Source organism: Indioceanicola profundi, assembly GCF_003568845.1.
Classification (GTDB): Bacteria; Pseudomonadota; Alphaproteobacteria; order Azospirillales; family Azospirillaceae; genus Indioceanicola; species Indioceanicola profundi.
This window is the reverse complement of the sequence record NZ_CP030126.1, coordinates 601,693-615,939: the sequence shown is the minus strand read 5'-3', so window position 1 is coordinate 615,939 and position 14,247 is coordinate 601,693. Positions and strand designations below refer to the sequence as shown.

Below are 14,247 nucleotides of genomic sequence, written 5' to 3'. Positions count from 1 at the left end.
ATGGGCGCAACGCAGGGCGGCGCAGCCGCCATATGGGTTCCGCGCACGCCTCTGACGAGGGGTTCCGGGCTCCCTCGCCGTCGGGGTTGGCAGCACTGCGACCAATCCTGTATTCCTGCTTCCATGCTGGACATCTACATCGACGCCGATGCCTGCCCCGTGAAGGAGGAGACCTTCAAGGTGGCGCTGCGCTACGACCTCAAGGTCTATCTCGTCTCCAACGCGCCCCTGCGGGTGCCGGCGGAAGGCCGGGTCGAGCTGGTCGTGGTGACGGACGGGTTCGACGCGGCCGACGACTGGATCGCGGAGAGCATCGGCGTGGGCGACATCTGCATCACAGCGGACATTCCGCTGGCGAAACGATGCCTGGAAAAGGGGGCGCGCGCCATCGGACCGAAGGGCGTTCCCTTCACGCCAAACTCCATCGGATCGGCCATGGCCATGCGGTCCCTGATGCAGGACCTGCGGGAGATTGCGCGGGCGGAGGGCGGGCCCGGCAATCTCGGCGGCCCCGCTCCCTTCGCCAAGGCCGACCGGTCGAAGTTCCTGCAGGAGCTGGACAAGGCCGTCGTTGCGATCCGACGGACCGGGAAGTAGCCGACGCTTATTCCGCCCCGCCTGTGAAATCGCATCCTGATTGAGGCAGCTCAATCACAACGGCCGCAAAGGAGACCATGCTGAGCTCATCCAGTCACGGGAGAGCGATCATGGCCACCATCATCCTGTTCACGCTTTTCGGCATCCTGCTCACCGGCGTCGCCGCGGTGATGGGCGTCGGCTTCCTCGCCATCTGCTGCGGCGTTCTGCAGGTCCTGCAGTCCATGATTGCCGCGCCTACGCCGAGCCCGGCGCTTGCGCATTGAGGGCCTGGGCGGCGGATCGGATGGCTGCTGCGGACATACCGCAGCAGCCATCCCCTGTCATTTCGCGCCAGAGAGCACCGCGTCGAAGCGCTTCACCCCGTTCCGCTGGACCAGGGTGGCAGTAACCCCGTCCGCGCCCGGCCGAACTGTCAGCGTGCCGAAGACGTCAAGCTCGCAACGCCCACCGTCCGAGGCGAACGGCGTGAAGACGTAGGAACCGTCGCCAAGCATGCCGGAGAACTCCAGCGGGTTGGAGCAGTCGTCGTCGCCGGCGAAGATCAGCGTGCCGGACGGCTGCCCGGGCCTCACCGAATTCAGGGCAAGCGTCAGCGGTACAACGCTGCCGCGACCGACGTAGCTGCCCGACCACTTGCCGATGACGGCCTTCGAGACCGGCGCCTTGGTTGCGAGGCTGAGCGTCGCCGCCGGACCCGGCTTGTGGTCGGCCTGGGTCACGGCCAGGGAAAGATCGCCATCCGCCATGACGGTGAGGCTCATCCGGCCAAGCGAATAGGCTTCGCAACGACCACCGTTGGAAGGCTCCAGCGTGAAGGTGAAATTGTCGCCTGTTCCGCCGTTGAAGGTGATCGGGTTCCGACACCCGTCCGGCTCTCCGAACTCGAGTTCGCCCGCCGGCGCGCCGGCTGCCGCCGGATTGATCTTCAGCATGACCGGGACGGGCCGTCCCCTGCGGTCGAGAGTGCCGAGCCACTCCCCCTTGATCGCGGACAGATCGGCAGCCGATGCCGCCGTCGGCGCCAAGACAAGCGCCAGCATCAGCGCGGCGAGGCTGGAACGGGTCTTCTGGACGGTCATGGATGATCTCCCTTGTGCCACATCCGGCCGCGCGCCAGCGATCAGCCGCCGATGGTGCCGAGTTGTTGTTTGAAAAAGGCCAGGATGGCGGCCAAGGCGCCGGGATTCAGGACGAGCCAGCCGGCCGCCCCGCAGACCAGAAGCAGCAGCAGCGCCGCGATCAGGGCAGGCGCAGTCCGGCGTTCCGGCAGCGGCTCCGGCAAGGGTTCCGTTTCGGCAAGGATGGCGCGCAGCACGTCCTGCTCCTGCTGGGACAGGCGCAGGGTGATGCCGTTGTCGGACCTACGTTTCGGAACGAGGCGGCGCAGCAGCGGGCTGCCCGTCCTGCGGCCTGCCCTCCCGCTCGCCCGGGCGGAAGCCGAAGACGCGGAGAATGCGGTCATTGATCCGCACCTCCGCCTTCTCGAAGCGGACGCCGAAGATGTCGATCACCAGATTGTGCAGGCGCTCGCGCCGTGACTTCGGCGGGCCGATACGCAGTTGCAGCTCCTCCCGCGCGGGATCGACAGGCGAAGGCACCGCCTCCACCGTGGCCGTGGTCTCCACCCGGAACTGGGTGATCTTCGTTTCGCCGAGATTGTAGAGCGTCGCGAAGGGTATCGAAATGGTCCGCGGCGCACCGCCGCCGGGCGGGGTCATGTCGACTTTCAGGCACCATGTCTCGGCCTCGACATTGCTCTGCCCGTCGAGCAGCAGATCGCGGGCGACGCGGCTGCGTTCCCGTGCCGCCAGGGCATCCTGTGCGAGGCCGGCAGCCGTCTGAAGCCGCAGGACGAAGTCGTCGAGGCTGATCGTCGACATGTGAATGCGGAGCTCCCCATCCAGGGTTCACTCGAGCCAGTATGGCTTCCGCGGAAATCCCACATGATAGACAATGCATTGGAGGACGACTTGATGCTCGCCGATGTTCAGAATCGAGAAATTTTTCTCGACGCCGATGATCCGCCCCTTTGGCGTATCCGAAAGGCAGCGGTTCAATAGTTCCGCTGCCTTCTGGACTTCTTCCTCTGTATCCATCCTCTCCGGATTGGTACTGCCCAAGGTGATCCGTTTGACAAATCCCACATCCGTCAAATCGAACATCGCAGCAGCCCTTCCGGAGAGGACGGTTCAGACTCAAGGATCACGCCGCCTGAGCGGCAGGCCTGGCGGCGATGGCCTTCGGCGCGACGGCCTGGTTCATCATGTCAAGCACACGGGCCAGACCTTCGGGCATGCCCTTGTCCTCGGCCTTCACGTTGACCGTGTACTTGGCCGAGCTGTCGCTGGAGCGCTGGTTCTCCTTGGAGCTGGAGACGGAGCCCTGGATGCGGACGGTGCCGGAGAACATGCCCCAGCCGAACTTCATGGAGGCGTCCAGCGAAGCCTGCGCATCCTGCTTCTCGGTGGAGGACTCACTGTTCTTCACCTCCATGTCGAAGGTGATGTCCACGGTGTTGATGGCCAGCGCCGGCACCTTCACCACGGCGAGCAGCGGAACTTCCAGTTCCACAGTCTCCTGCTTGGTGACGCCGTTCGACGCCCCCGTCTGGTCCTCCGCCGGGCGGTTGTACTTGAAGCTGACCATCCGAATGTCGCCGACCTTGTTCGGGTCGTTCGGATCGATCGCCGTCGGCGGATTGAAACCGACCACGCGGATGAAATTGGCCGTGGCGTTTGCCAGCTTGACCTGGGCATCACAGGCGGCCATGAGCGGGCCGCCGATGAGGTCGCCCATCGGAAGGCCGCGGAACTGATCAGCGATCGTTGCCATATGTCTTTCTCCCCTCGAATGCTAGTTTCAGATCATCTTGTCGAGGTGCTGGATCAGCCGCGCCATCCCATCGGACGGTGGCTGGCTCTCGACCTTCAGGGTCACCTTGGCGACTGCCCCGGGCCCCCGACCTTTCGCGCCGGCGACATCGACGCCGAGCACACGTTCCAGACCGACTCCGCGCCACCCCTGCCCTCCGGCATTCGGGTCCTTGGCAGAGTCATCTTTTCCCACCGCACCGGGATTGGGCTTGGCGGGCGCTTCCGCAGGACTGTCATCGATCCCGGTCAGGCCGACCTCGAACGAGATTTCCGCCTCCTTGATCGACAGAAGCTGCGGCCCGACCAACGCCAGGAGCGGCACGCGCACGATTTGCTCATCACCGGGCTCGGCATCGGCAGCCAGTGACGGCATGCGGACATCGACTGACTTCGGACGATTCTTCTCGTCGAAATAGTCCCGCACGGTCGCGATCTGGAACCGGTGAATCTTGTCCTGGGCTTCCGCCACGGCACTGGCGATCGCCTGGATCAGATGATGAAGTCCCAAACTGGCCACGCCACGCCCCCATACGCACCGGGAGTAATTCGGTCGTATTAGATTTGCACCTCTTATATCGATACTTCTCGCCGTCCGGAAGCAGATTCATAGGACGGATACGCGTAAATATATTTACCCCGCCTCGATCCACTACTTGTCCCAGGTCAAGCTATCGGCATTCGGAAGCTGCCCCAGGCCGGCGTACGGCCGGTCAGGATGGGCCGGCCATTCTCCATGGAATGCCGGCCGTTGCCGGAAACAGACATGCCGCCCCTCGGCGGTACCTCCTGTGCCGCTCGGAAGGAGCAAAGGCCTGCGTCGTCTCCATGCATATCGGGAGGTCGGCATGGATTGCTCGCTGCCAGGACGCTTCGACAGGGTCCCCCATAGAGGAGAGGACAGGGACAGTTACAAACCCCGAAACTTGGGCCAGCCACGCATCGGCTCCAGTAGGGGAAGCCACAAAGAAGCTTCGAGAGAAAGACAATGATAAAACTGACCGACGAGCTTCTGGCTGCCTATCTGGATGGAGAGCTGAACGCTCAGGAAGTTGCGTCCGTTGATGAGGCGCTGGCCAGGGACAGTGAGGCGCGCGCGAGGTTGCAGGCGTTCCGGCAGCTCTCCGTATTGCTTCAGACATCCGGCGCAGCCCAGGCGCGCCGCCCCGGCGGGGTACAGGGAACGGCCCGTCGGGACCAGCGATGGCGGTTTGCCAGGACAGGACTGGCTTCCGCCTGTGTGGCCGGCCTGCTCTGGGCCGGAAGCGGTATGCTGGACCGGGAGGTCGACCTGTCCCGCCGACGTCTGCTTCACGAGGTGGTGGAGCAGTTCACCAGAGAGGGGAGCAGTTCCCTGCCCCGCATGGCCGTGCAATCGGCGTCCCTTGAGTCGGCCAGCGGCTGGTTGAGCCGGCAACTCGGCAGGACCGTGGATGTCCCGCTTCTGCCGGGCTGGACATTCACCAGCGGACAAATTCTGAAGTACGGCCCGCCACCCCTGGTCGAGCTGGTTTATTCGGCGCCGGGCCGACAGCCGATCGCCATCTGCATCACCCGTTCGGAGCGGGCCGATCATCCCCCGACCGCAACCATCATCCACGGCCTGCGCGTCGCCGCCTGGGATCAAGACGGACATTTCCTGGCCCTGCTTGGCCAGTTGAGCGGCGAGGAGCTGGACCAGTTGTCCAGCCATGTCCAGAAGGACCTGGCCATCCGTCATGCGCGACGGATCGGGGCCGTCCTCGGAACGCAGGCTGGCCGCCGAGGGACCGGCAGCGCGAACCTTGGATCGAGCGCGGATGTCATCGTCGACGATGCGATCCGCACTCACCGCCCGGCTTGGGCAACCATCCGGACGATCCATCCGCATGGCGGCGCGACCGCTGGAACGATGCCCAGAGCCGTTTAAGGTGCGTCATGAGAGATCTCATCCGATCCCTTCCCATGCTCCGCCGCATCGCCCGCAGCCTGACGCCATCGCAGGACACGGCCGACGATCTGGTCCAGGAAGCCTGCGAGCGCGCGCTGTCCCAGGGGAATCCGCCGGAGCCCCAGGGATTCGACCAATGGATGAGACGCATAATCCTCAATCTCTGGAGCGACAGGGAGCGGGAAATGCGACAACAGGTTTCAGCCGAGCAGTTGGACGCAGCGTGTGAGGCGACCAGCAGCGACGGGTGGCAGAACCTCGAGTCACATATTACCCTGGGGGCGGTGCGCAAGGTGCTCGGCACGCTTCCAGCGGAACAGCGGACGGTAATGATCCTGGTCTGCGTGGATGGCCTCTCCTACCAGGAAGCGGCCGACCAGCTCGGCATCCCGGTCGGCACGGTGATGAGCAGGCTGGCCAGGGGGCGTCTGGCCCTGATGAGGAACCTGCGCAGCCGGTCCAAGCCGTCTCACTGGAGGGCCGCGGAATGAACAAGCAACAGGGCAGGCCAGCGTCCGTTGTCGTGTGGCCGGAGCGTCTCGTCGCTTATGTGGACGGAGAATTACCGCCCGAACTGGTGGCAGAGGTCGAAGCCAGCATCGCTGCCGACCCGCGGGTCCAGGCCATGGTGGAGGATCTGAGGCGGTCGCGGGTGTTGCTGCGGGCGGCTTTCGCTGACAGTCAGACGCGGGTTGCCGATACCGCGGCCCCGGCACGGCGCCGGTCGGTCTCCACGCGGCGGCGGTCGGTCGTGGCGGGTCTGGCCGTCGCGGCGGCCATCGTGCTGATCCTGTCCGTACGGGCCGGGCCGCTTCCAGGCACGCCCAGCAGCGAGATCGCCTACCTGCATGAGGAGGTCGCCGCCTACCACACGGTCTACATGACCGAGACCGAGCATCTCGTGGAGGTGCCCGCCAGCCGGCAGGGCTATATCGAGCACTGGTTGGGCGGGCGCCTCGAACGGCCGCTCCAGGTGCCTGACCTGGAGAATGCGGGTTTCAGCTTTGCGGGAGCCCGGCTGATGACGCTGGGCACGGCGCCGGTGGCCCAGTTGATGTACCGGGCGGAAGGGCGGCTGCCCATTGCCGTCTGCGTCACGAAGGCGGAGGACGGGGATCGCCCCCCCATCAGCGACAGCCACCATGGGCTGAGCGTGGCCAGCTGGGTGGAGAGTGGTCAGACCTTCGTTGTCGTCGGCACTTTGGACGAGCGGGAACTGTCGCTCATCGTCGACACGATCAGACCGGCTGTCGGCACCTGATGGGAAAGGCATGCAGCGCACCACCCTTCCCATCGGGGGAGTGCGGTTCCATCAGGAATGCGGTTCTTCTGCGCCACGTTCAGGGAGGGTTGGTGGGCCCGGCAGGACTTGAACCTGCAACCAGACCGTTATGAGCGGCCGGCTCTAACCAATTGAGCTACAGGCCCCCACCAGTGCCACCGCTGTGCCGTTCCATCCGCCCATACAGGCGGCACGACACCGCGGAGGCGCAATCTGCCTTGGCAGCGCGACGGATTCAACCCTGATCGCAGTCCCGATCGCAACAGGGCGCGAATCCCGTCCCTGTAGCCGCACGACCACGGTCGTACCGGCCATGTGAACTGAAAGACGGAGCCTTGGTCGCCAGATATCCTGGCGGGACCGGCAGCTCCCGCCTGATCTCCCTGATGCCGGCCCGCCGGTCAGTCCGTCAGTAGGGACGCCCGTCGAACAGCCGAAGACCGCCCCTCACCACCACATAGACGTTGTAGATCCAGGTCACCAGAAGCAGCGGGAACCCGATGATGGCCCCGATCACGGTGAACACCAGAAGCCAGCCGATGGTATAGCCCAGGAAACAGAGCACGCCGCTGCGGAACAGCGCGTCGAAATGGCTTTCCCAGATGGTGCCGACGGAATCGCCCCGCTTTACCAGAGCGATGATGAATCCGATCGGCCCCGTCACCCATGAGGTGGCAAGACCGACCGCATAGGAAATCCAGGCAATCAGCGCAGCATTCCGGAGCTGCTCCTGCCGGCGGGAAACATAGGGATCGTAGCTCATCGCACTCCTGTCCTCGTCCGTTGCCGCGGCGTCTGCCGCAGGGGTCCGGGCGGGGGCGGCCGCCGGTTCTGGTGATGATGAGCATGTCGGTATTTCCAGCGTCCGCGTCAACCGGCCAAGTGAAAGGACCGCTTCCGCCGCCCTTGCGCGACATCCCGTTCCATGGCACCGCTTCGCCAGCATTCGAAGGAGAAGCATGCCGATGCCCGCCCCGATCACCGTGGATTTCTATTTCAGCGCCTCCAGCCCCTATGCCTATCTGGCCAGCACGCAGATGCTGCCGCTGCAGATCGAGACGGGCTGCCGGGTAGACTGGTATCCGCTGTGGGGCCGCGGCGTGATCAGCGCTGCCGGCTACGATTTCTCCGCCGCCATTCCCACCTCGGGCGCCTTGCAGCCGGCCTACCGCCGCCTGGACACCGCGCGCTGGGCCAAGCTGTACAAGGTGCCCTTCCGTAGCGATACGGAAACGGCGATTCCGGACCCGCGCCTGCTGGCGCTCGCAGGGGTCGCGGCGCGCCGGTTCGACGCCGGCCAGGTCTTCGCCCGAGCCCTGATGAAGGCGATCTTCGTGGACGGCGCGCCGCGCGCCGACACCGATCTTTGCATCCGCATCGCCAACGACACGGCCGGAATCGAGCCGCATCTATTCCAGCCGATGATGGAGGATGGGGAAACCGCCCGAATCCTCGACAGCACCATTGCCACGGCAGTGGCAGACGGCTGCTTCGGCGTTCCGAGCTTCGTGGTCAAGGGCCCGAACGGGGCCAAGGAAATGGTGTTCGGCAATGATCGGATCGCCCTGCTCAAGCAGGTCATCAAGGAGATGAAGGCTTCGGGCTGAGAGCCCCTCCCCGACGGCGCGCATCCCTGCTAAGTTACCCCTTTCGTGTAGGAATGCCGGTCGTGAGCCAGTCCGACGCCATTGAAACGCTGGTGACCGCCACTGCCGTGGAATCGGTGGCGGTCCAGATGGGAAGCCTCGCCTGCGGCAATTGCGGCGCGCGACTGACCGGCCGCTACTGCGCCGAATGCGGCCAGTCGGCCACCGACCGCAGCAAGTCCCTGGCGCGGGTGATTGGCGACGCGGCGCAGGATTTTCTGCATCTCGACAGTCGGGTGCTGCGCACCCTGGGCATGCTGCTGTTTCTTCCGGGCAAGATGACCCGGCAGTTCATGGATGGCCGGCGGGTCAGCTTCGTGCCGCCGCTGAGACTTTACCTGTTCAGTTCGCTGATCTTTTTCCTGATCCTGTCGCTTGCCAACGTAGCGCTGTTCGTCGTCGATCTGGTCGAGTTGCAGCCTGCGGCCACGCCGCGCGCCATTGAGGAGCGCGTCCGGGAAGCCGTGGGTCGCATCGGCGAGGGCGAGCACAACCCGGAGGCGATGGCCCGTCTTGAAGCCGGGCTGCGCGACCTGGGCGAAGTGCCGGAGCCGATGCGCCTCGAAATCGGGAATGAGAGCTTCGTGCTGCCGCCCGGCGTCGGCATGCAGCTCCGCTTCTTCGTCGATCTGGACGACTGGAAGCCGAACCTCAGCGCCAGCACCTTCGCCCGGGCGCAGACCGGGGCCCTTCTGGAGGGGCTGGACCTTTCTGGAGCAGTGTCCGAGGACGCGGATGCCGACGAAAGCGCCGAAGATTCGGCCGCAGGCACCCCGGCGTCCCGGGATGAGCTTTCTTCCCTGTTCGGCGCGGATTGGGCGCGGCGCCTGCTGCGCGGCATCGCCGTCAGCCTGGACCATCCGGAGAACCTGAACAAGGTGATGGGCGACAATCTGGCGAAGGCGATGTTCGTCCTGATGCCGCTCTACGCCCTGCTGCTCAGCCTCGTGAACATCCGGCGGCGGCTGTTCATGGTGGACCACCTGATCTTCGCCCTGCACCTGCACGCTTTCCTGTTCGTATTTCTCACCATCATCGTGCTGACACAGGAGTTGGCGCCCGGTCTGACCGCCGCATTGACCTCCCTGACGGGCGCGCAGGTCTTCTTCGGCATCATCGCCCTCTATAACTGGGTGGCGATGCGCTGGGCCTATGGGCAGGGCGCGATCAAGACCACCATCAAGTGGTTCCTGGTCGGCAGCGTCTATTCCGTCCTGCTGCTGGTGACCATGGTCACCGCCCTGCTGATCAGTCTTCCGGATGTCTGATCCGGTCCTGCCGGTTCAAGGGAGCAGCCGGCTCTCCCCGATCTTCATGATCAAGGCCTCCTCCGCGCCGTAGCCCGCTGCTCCAGCGGCGGTCTGGAACCGCACCGGCGGTTCGAACGGGTCCTCTTCCGTCAGCACCACCGTGCCCCAGTGCATGCCGACGATCCGGGCCGCACGGAGATCGCGGGCGATCATCACCGCATCTTCCGGATTGGCGTGGACGGAGCGCATCAGCGACCTGGGCTCATAAGCTCCGATCCCGATCAGCGCCAGATCGAACGGCCCGTGCCGCGCCCCGATATCCCCCATGACCGGTCCATATGCGGTGTCGCCGCCGAACCAGACATTCCGCCCGCCGGCGCGGATCGACCAGGAGCACCAGAGGGTCCGGTTGCGGTCAGACAGCGTACGGGCGGACTGATGGATGGCCGGCAAGGAGGTGAAGTCCGCCGCGCGACCGTCGGGCAACTCCAACCGGCGCGCCTGCTCCCAGTCCATTTCCTCCACATGTCGGAAGCCGAAGCCGCGCAGGAGCGGCCCCAGGCCCAGCGGCGCCAGCACCAGCGGCTGCATGCGCCCGGCAAGCCGCCGCAAGGTCGGCCCGCACAGATGGTCGTAATGGCTGTGGGACAGCAGGAGCACGTCGACGGGCGGCAGTTCGTCCACGGCTATTCCCGGCGGGACGTAGCGCTTCGGCCCGTAGCCCTGGAACGGCGATGCATAGTCGGACAGCCAGGGATCGGTCAGCACCGTGATCCCGCCGATTCTCAGCAGGAAGGCCACATGTCCCAGCCAGCAGAGCCCGTCGGCCCCCGCCATGGCCCTCCAGCCCTCCAGCGCCGCTTCCTGGTCAAGGACATGCCCGTCCCTGACCTCCACAGGACGGCCTCTGCGACGGTGGAGCCGCCAGAGGAAGGCCAACATGGGTCGCCAGGAGCCGGGCTGCCGTTCCGGGCTGCCGGGCGGGTTGCGGAAGCCCTTGTCCGTATGGTGCCAGGGCTTGGCCGTGGAATGCATGCGAGGGCGCGCCTTGTGCCGTGGGAGGAGTTGCTCCACCAAACTGGGGTGCCGCCGCCCGGTAACAAGACCGGCTGCATTGCGGCTCGTTCGGACCCTTTCTGTTCGCCCGGCTGTCGTGTAAGAGAATGGTCATGACGCTGATCACCACGACCGACCACCTCGCCGCTTTCATCGACCGCCTGAAGGGTGCCGACTACGTCACCGTCGATACCGAATTCATGCGCGAGAAGACCTACTGGCCGCAGCTCTGCCTCGTGCAGATCGGCGGGCCGGAAGAGGCCGCCGCCATCGATCCGCTGGCCCCCGGCATCGACCTCGCCCCCCTGTTCGAGTTGATGCGGGATGAGCGGACCCTGAAGGTCTTCCATGCCGCCCGGCAGGACATCGAAATCTTCTTCCACCTGACCGGGAGCATTCCCAAGCCCCTGTTCGATACCCAGGTGGCAGCTATGGTCTGTGGCTTCGGGGATCAGGTCGGGTATGAAACGCTGATCACCAAGCTGACTCCGGCGCGGATCGACAAGTCCAGCCGCTTCACAGACTGGTCGCACCGGCCACTGACCGAGCGGCAGCTCACCTACGCGCTCTCGGACGTGACCCATCTGCGCCCGGCCTATGAGAAAATCCGCCGCCGCCTCGTCAAGACCGGACGGGAGCATTGGCTGGAAGAGGAGATGGCGATCCTCACCGACCCGGCCACCTACCGCCTGGAGCCGGAGGATGCCTGGCGGCGGCTGAAGGTCCGGACGGAGAAGCCGCGCTTCCTGGCCATCCTGAAGGAGGTCGCCGCTTGGCGGGAGCGGGAGGCGCAGCGCAAGGACATCCCCCGCAACCGTATCCTGCGTGACGAGGCGCTGGTCGAGATCGCGGCCCATGCGCCTACCAACGTGGAGGATCTGGCGCGCACCCGCGGTCTTGGCGGAGGGATGGCGAATGGCCGCCAGGGGACCGAACTGCTGCAGGCCGTCAGCGCCGCGTTGGCCATTCCCGACAAGGAACTGCCTCGTCCAGCCCCGCGGGTGGAGACCCCCCAGGGCCTTGGCCCCATCGTCGAGTTGCTGCGCGTTCTGCTGAAGATGGTCAGCGACGAGAACGAGGTCGCGGCGCGCCTGATCGCCAATGCCAGCGACCTGGAGTTGATCGCCGCGGACGACGATGCGGACGTCCCGACCCTGAAGGGCTGGCGGCGCGAGGTCTTCGGCGAAGCGGCGCTCAAGCTGAAGCATGGGCGGCTGGCGCTGGCCGTGACTGGCAAGAAGGTGAAGCTGGTGGAGTTGCCGGGCTGAACGCCCGGCAATTCAGGGTCCGAACGGCTCGACCGTGACCTCTCCGCTCTGGGCGGTGAGGAAACTTCCTTCCGGCACCTCGGTCCAGTGGCTGTTGTCGCTGTCCAGCGGTTCGGAGAGCACGAGGACGCTGCCCCGGCCCGGCCCGAACTGGATGCTGTTTTCGGTGCAGCCGACCCGACCGCCAGCAGCCCAGAACAGGCTGGGCGACCTGCCGTCGCTGGACCAGCGGACGGAGAAGATGCGCCGGCCGTCGGTCAGGGCTGCCGCCATACGGAAGGGCTCCGTCACGCCCTCCCCCGCCATCAGGTCGGTGATCTGGGAAATGGTCCGCCGGAACGCGCCGGCGGGATCTTCCTCCACGCCATTTCCGACCAGCAGGTAGAACAGCGCCTCGCTGTCCGTCGAGCCTTCCCGGTGCTTGTAGAGCAGCTTGTCGATGCTGCGCTCCACCCCCTGGCGCACGTCGGTCCAGCCGCCGATCTGGCCATTGTGCATGAACAGCCAACGGCCATAGCGGAACGGATGGCAGTTCAGCCGGGCCGTCGCCGGCCCGGTGGAGGCGCGGACATGGGCGAAGAAAAGCGGTGAATGGATCTGCTCCGCCAATGAGCGCAGGTTGGCGTCATTCCAGGCGGGCATCGTGTCCCGATAGAGGCCTGGCCGCTCCAGATGACCGTACCAGCCAAGGCCGAAGCCGTCCCCGTTCGTGGGGGCGATGCTGCGCTGTGCCGACAGGGACTGCCGGATCAGGGAATTGCAGGGCTTGAACAGGAGCGTATCCATGGCGATCGGATCGCCGCCATAGGCCAGCCAACGGCACATGATGGGAATACTCCGGCGGGGCGCGCAGTGGCTCCGTGCTGGAGCCATATTCCCTAGCCTATGCATCGGAATCCGGCCAAACAAGGGCGGATGCCGCCGTGTCCCAGCCTTGTCTCCAAGCAGGCGGTGCTTGTCCCGAAAAAGAAAACGCCGGGCCCCGAAGGGACCCGGCGTTGTACGGTCTGGTGACCGTGGAGATTACTGGACGGCAGCGGCCTGACGAGCGGCCTTTTCCTCCAGCATCTTGTCGATGTGGCGGACCCACTGGCTGGCAACGCGCTGTTGCTCCTTGGACTCGGCGGCCTTCAGGAAGGCACGGCGGCTGTCCTCGATCCGGTCCAGGTTGAACAGGGCCACGCCTTCAAGCATGAAGACCTGTCCGCGCTTTTCCAGCCCGCCTTTGTTGATGGCCTTCTGCAGAGCGTCATGGGCCTTGTTCCAGTCCTCGCGCTCCAGATAAGCCTGGGCCAGCCGCACAAAGCCTTCACCCTTCGAGTCCAGCTCGGCCGCGCGGGCCAGCGGATCGATGGATTTCGGGATTTCGCGCGACGCGATCCAGGCGTTCGCCAGAAGCTCCCAGTTCTCCTTCGTGCTGTCGACCTGCCCCTTCTTCAGCTTGTCGTCCAGGAGGGCGGCAGCGCGGTAGGGGTTCTCGAAGTACATCCAGAGTTGGGCGAGCTGAACGAACTCGGTGCTCTTCTCCAGGTGCCCGGCCTTATGGGCCAGTTCCATGATCGCAAGCATGTCCCTTTCACGCTTCAGCTCGGAATAAACGCCCGCGAGCTGATTGTAATAGCGCTTTTCGGATGGATACTTGGAGATCAGCAGCTCAAGAACCTCGCCGACCTTGTCGATCTGCTTGGTCTCGTAATACAGGCCGGCCAGGAAGTCGTACCATTCACGCTTCGGATCGTCCGAAATCTGGATTGCCTTCTCGACCAGCGGGATGGCTTCCTTCGGGCGGTCCAGGCGGAACAGAGAGTTCGCGTAGGGCAGATAGGCGCTCGCCTGCGGGTTCTGCGCCTGCGAGAACCACAGTTTGAACTTGTCGACGGCCTTCTGATACTGCTCCGTCCCGGCATAGATCTGACCCAGATTGTAGATCAGGGTCATCTGCTGGTCCGGCGGCAGGATGTTCAGGGCCAGGGCCTTTTCGAACATGGCTGCGGCGCCACGGTAATCGTCCATCTCCGTATAGAGGTGGGCGCGCGTCTGGAACGCGATCGCCTTTTCGTACGGGGTGAGACGATCATCCGCGATCAGCCGGTCCAGGATCGGGGCGGCGTCCTTGAAGCGGCTCTCCTCGATGGCCTTGTTGGCCTCGGTGAGCTGCTTGAAGGTCCGCTCGGTCAGCACCTGCCCCTGCGTCGTCTCCTGCTTCTTCTCCTCCCCGCCCTGCTGCTGGGCGAAGGCGGTGCCGGAGACGCCGGCGCCGACCACCGGTAGCGCTAGGAGCGCTGCCAGCAGCCAACGGGCATTCCGGCGGGAGGACCGCGGCGCGTAGTTCTGGTCGGTCATGT

18 protein-coding genes and 1 tRNA gene are annotated in these 14,247 nt (G+C 65.2%); 8 read left to right on the top strand and 11 right to left on the bottom strand.

Annotated elements, in window-relative coordinates:
- Positions 1-126 precede the first annotated feature (126 nt).
- Positions 127-597 (top strand): YaiI/YqxD family protein, encoded by a 471-nt coding sequence (locus tag DOL89_RS02975; RefSeq protein ID WP_205574665.1) that lies wholly within the window; start codon positions 127-129, stop codon positions 595-597.
- Positions 598-707: 110 nt separating this feature from the next.
- The gene (locus DOL89_RS24730) at positions 708-863 is read left to right on the top strand and encodes a hypothetical protein (protein WP_162937295.1); all 156 of its coding nucleotides are present in this window, start codon (positions 708-710) and stop codon (positions 861-863) included.
- A 57-nt stretch (positions 864-920) separates the two neighbouring features.
- Here DOL89_RS24730 and DOL89_RS02970 read toward each other — a convergent pair whose 3' ends face one another.
- From DOL89_RS02970 to DOL89_RS02945, 6 genes are read right to left on the bottom strand one after another with little or no spacing between them, the layout of a single operon-like run.
- Complete coding sequence (locus tag DOL89_RS02970) at positions 921-1,679, bottom strand: hypothetical protein (RefSeq protein ID WP_119677805.1); 759 nt, start codon at positions 1,677-1,679, stop codon at positions 921-923.
- Positions 1,680-1,720: 41 nt separating this feature from the next.
- The gene (locus tag DOL89_RS02965) at positions 1,721-1,915 is read right to left on the bottom strand and encodes a hypothetical protein (RefSeq protein ID WP_119677804.1); all 195 of its coding nucleotides are present in this window, start codon (positions 1,913-1,915) and stop codon (positions 1,721-1,723) included.
- Positions 1,916-1,961: 46 nt separating this feature from the next.
- Positions 1,962-2,480, bottom strand: a complete 519-nt coding sequence (locus tag DOL89_RS02960; protein WP_119677803.1) for a hypothetical protein — start codon at positions 2,478-2,480, stop codon at positions 1,962-1,964.
- Positions 2,481-2,507: 27 nt separating this feature from the next.
- Complete coding sequence (locus tag DOL89_RS02955) at positions 2,508-2,762, bottom strand: hypothetical protein (RefSeq protein WP_119677802.1); 255 nt, start codon at positions 2,760-2,762, stop codon at positions 2,508-2,510.
- A gap of 40 nt (positions 2,763-2,802) precedes the next feature.
- The gene (locus DOL89_RS02950) at positions 2,803-3,432 is read right to left on the bottom strand and encodes a DUF2589 domain-containing protein (protein ID WP_205574622.1); all 630 of its coding nucleotides are present in this window, start codon (positions 3,430-3,432) and stop codon (positions 2,803-2,805) included.
- 27 nt (positions 3,433-3,459) lie between these two features.
- Positions 3,460-3,990 carry a DUF2589 domain-containing protein gene (locus DOL89_RS02945; protein ID WP_119677801.1) on the bottom strand — a complete coding sequence of 177 codons (531 nt, stop codon included), beginning with the start codon at positions 3,988-3,990 and terminating at the stop codon, positions 3,460-3,462.
- 468 nt (positions 3,991-4,458) lie between these two features.
- Between DOL89_RS02945 and DOL89_RS02940 the strand changes: the two genes are divergently transcribed.
- From DOL89_RS02940 to DOL89_RS02930, 3 genes are read left to right on the top strand one after another with little or no spacing between them, the layout of a single operon-like run.
- Positions 4,459-5,379: an anti-sigma factor family protein gene (locus DOL89_RS02940; protein WP_119677800.1), complete on the top strand. Its 921-nt coding sequence runs from the start codon at positions 4,459-4,461 to the stop codon at positions 5,377-5,379.
- Between the two features lie 8 nt (positions 5,380-5,387).
- Positions 5,388-5,891 carry an RNA polymerase sigma factor gene (locus DOL89_RS02935; RefSeq protein ID WP_119677799.1) on the top strand — a complete coding sequence of 168 codons (504 nt, stop codon included), beginning with the start codon at positions 5,388-5,390 and terminating at the stop codon, positions 5,889-5,891.
- Positions 5,888-6,661 carry an anti-sigma factor family protein gene (locus tag DOL89_RS02930; RefSeq protein WP_119677798.1) on the top strand — a complete coding sequence of 258 codons (774 nt, stop codon included), beginning with the start codon at positions 5,888-5,890 and terminating at the stop codon, positions 6,659-6,661. Before DOL89_RS02935 ends, DOL89_RS02930 begins: the two co-directional genes overlap by 4 nt.
- Positions 6,662-6,751: 90 nt before the next feature.
- Here DOL89_RS02930 and DOL89_RS02925 read toward each other — a convergent pair.
- Both DOL89_RS02925 and DOL89_RS02920 read right to left on the bottom strand, forming a co-directional pair.
- Positions 6,752-6,828 (bottom strand) — tRNA-Ile (locus DOL89_RS02925).
- A 263-nt stretch (positions 6,829-7,091) separates the two neighbouring features.
- A complete protein-coding gene (locus DOL89_RS02920) occupies positions 7,092-7,445 on the bottom strand; it encodes a DUF4870 family protein (protein WP_119677797.1) in 354 nt (117 codons plus the stop codon).
- A gap of 196 nt (positions 7,446-7,641) precedes the next feature.
- Between DOL89_RS02920 and DOL89_RS02915 the strand changes: the two genes are divergently transcribed.
- Positions 7,642-8,289, top strand: a complete 648-nt coding sequence (locus tag DOL89_RS02915; protein ID WP_119677796.1) for a 2-hydroxychromene-2-carboxylate isomerase — start codon at positions 7,642-7,644, stop codon at positions 8,287-8,289.
- Positions 8,290-8,351: 62 nt separating this feature from the next.
- On the top strand, positions 8,352-9,596 hold the full coding sequence (locus tag DOL89_RS02910) for a DUF3667 domain-containing protein (protein WP_162937294.1): 1,245 nt from the start codon (positions 8,352-8,354) through the stop codon (positions 9,594-9,596).
- A gap of 15 nt (positions 9,597-9,611) precedes the next feature.
- On the opposite strand, the gene DOL89_RS02905 is transcribed toward DOL89_RS02910, so the two are convergent.
- Positions 9,612-10,613: an MBL fold metallo-hydrolase gene (locus DOL89_RS02905; RefSeq protein WP_119677794.1), complete on the bottom strand. Its 1,002-nt coding sequence runs from the start codon at positions 10,611-10,613 to the stop codon at positions 9,612-9,614.
- Between the two features lie 134 nt (positions 10,614-10,747).
- Here DOL89_RS02905 and rnd point away from each other — a divergent pair, with 134 nt between their 5' ends.
- A complete protein-coding gene (gene rnd, locus DOL89_RS02900; protein WP_119680200.1) occupies positions 10,748-11,902 on the top strand; it encodes a ribonuclease D in 1,155 nt (384 codons plus the stop codon).
- Positions 11,903-11,914: 12 nt separating this feature from the next.
- Here the strand turns inward: rnd and DOL89_RS02895 are convergent, their stop codons facing one another.
- Positions 11,915-12,727: a class II glutamine amidotransferase gene (locus DOL89_RS02895; RefSeq protein ID WP_119677793.1), complete on the bottom strand. Its 813-nt coding sequence runs from the start codon at positions 12,725-12,727 to the stop codon at positions 11,915-11,917.
- A gap of 198 nt (positions 12,728-12,925) precedes the next feature.
- Positions 12,926-14,245 carry a tetratricopeptide repeat protein gene (locus tag DOL89_RS02890; protein ID WP_119677792.1) on the bottom strand — a complete coding sequence of 440 codons (1,320 nt, stop codon included), beginning with the start codon at positions 14,243-14,245 and terminating at the stop codon, positions 12,926-12,928.
- Positions 14,246-14,247: the final 2 nt, after the last annotated feature.

Coding starts and splice junctions, on each gene's coding strand:
- DOL89_RS24730 (WP_162937295.1), top strand. CDS start 708: ATGGCCACCATCATCCTGTTCACGCTTTTCGGCATCCTGCTCACCGGC.
- DOL89_RS02970 (WP_119677805.1), bottom strand. CDS start 1,679: ATGACCGTCCAGAAGACCCGTTCCAGCCTCGCCGCGCTGATGCTGGCG.
- DOL89_RS02960 (WP_119677803.1), bottom strand. CDS start 2,480: ATGTCGACGATCAGCCTCGACGACTTCGTCCTGCGGCTTCAGACGGCT.
- DOL89_RS02955 (WP_119677802.1), bottom strand. CDS start 2,762: ATGTTCGATTTGACGGATGTGGGATTTGTCAAACGGATCACCTTGGGC.
- DOL89_RS02950 (WP_205574622.1), bottom strand. CDS start 3,432: ATGGCAACGATCGCTGATCAGTTCCGCGGCCTTCCGATGGGCGACCTC.
- DOL89_RS02940 (WP_119677800.1), top strand. CDS start 4,459: ATGATAAAACTGACCGACGAGCTTCTGGCTGCCTATCTGGATGGAGAG.
- DOL89_RS02935 (WP_119677799.1), top strand. CDS start 5,388: ATGAGAGATCTCATCCGATCCCTTCCCATGCTCCGCCGCATCGCCCGC.
- DOL89_RS02930 (WP_119677798.1), top strand. CDS start 5,888: ATGAACAAGCAACAGGGCAGGCCAGCGTCCGTTGTCGTGTGGCCGGAG.
- DOL89_RS02920 (WP_119677797.1), bottom strand. CDS start 7,445: ATGAGCTACGATCCCTATGTTTCCCGCCGGCAGGAGCAGCTCCGGAAT.
- DOL89_RS02915 (WP_119677796.1), top strand. CDS start 7,642: ATGCCGATGCCCGCCCCGATCACCGTGGATTTCTATTTCAGCGCCTCC.
- DOL89_RS02905 (WP_119677794.1), bottom strand. CDS start 10,613: ATGCATTCCACGGCCAAGCCCTGGCACCATACGGACAAGGGCTTCCGC.
- rnd (WP_119680200.1), top strand. CDS start 10,748: ATGACGCTGATCACCACGACCGACCACCTCGCCGCTTTCATCGACCGC.
- DOL89_RS02895 (WP_119677793.1), bottom strand. CDS start 12,727: ATGTGCCGTTGGCTGGCCTATGGCGGCGATCCGATCGCCATGGATACG.
- DOL89_RS02890 (WP_119677792.1), bottom strand. CDS start 14,245: ATGACCGACCAGAACTACGCGCCGCGGTCCTCCCGCCGGAATGCCCGT.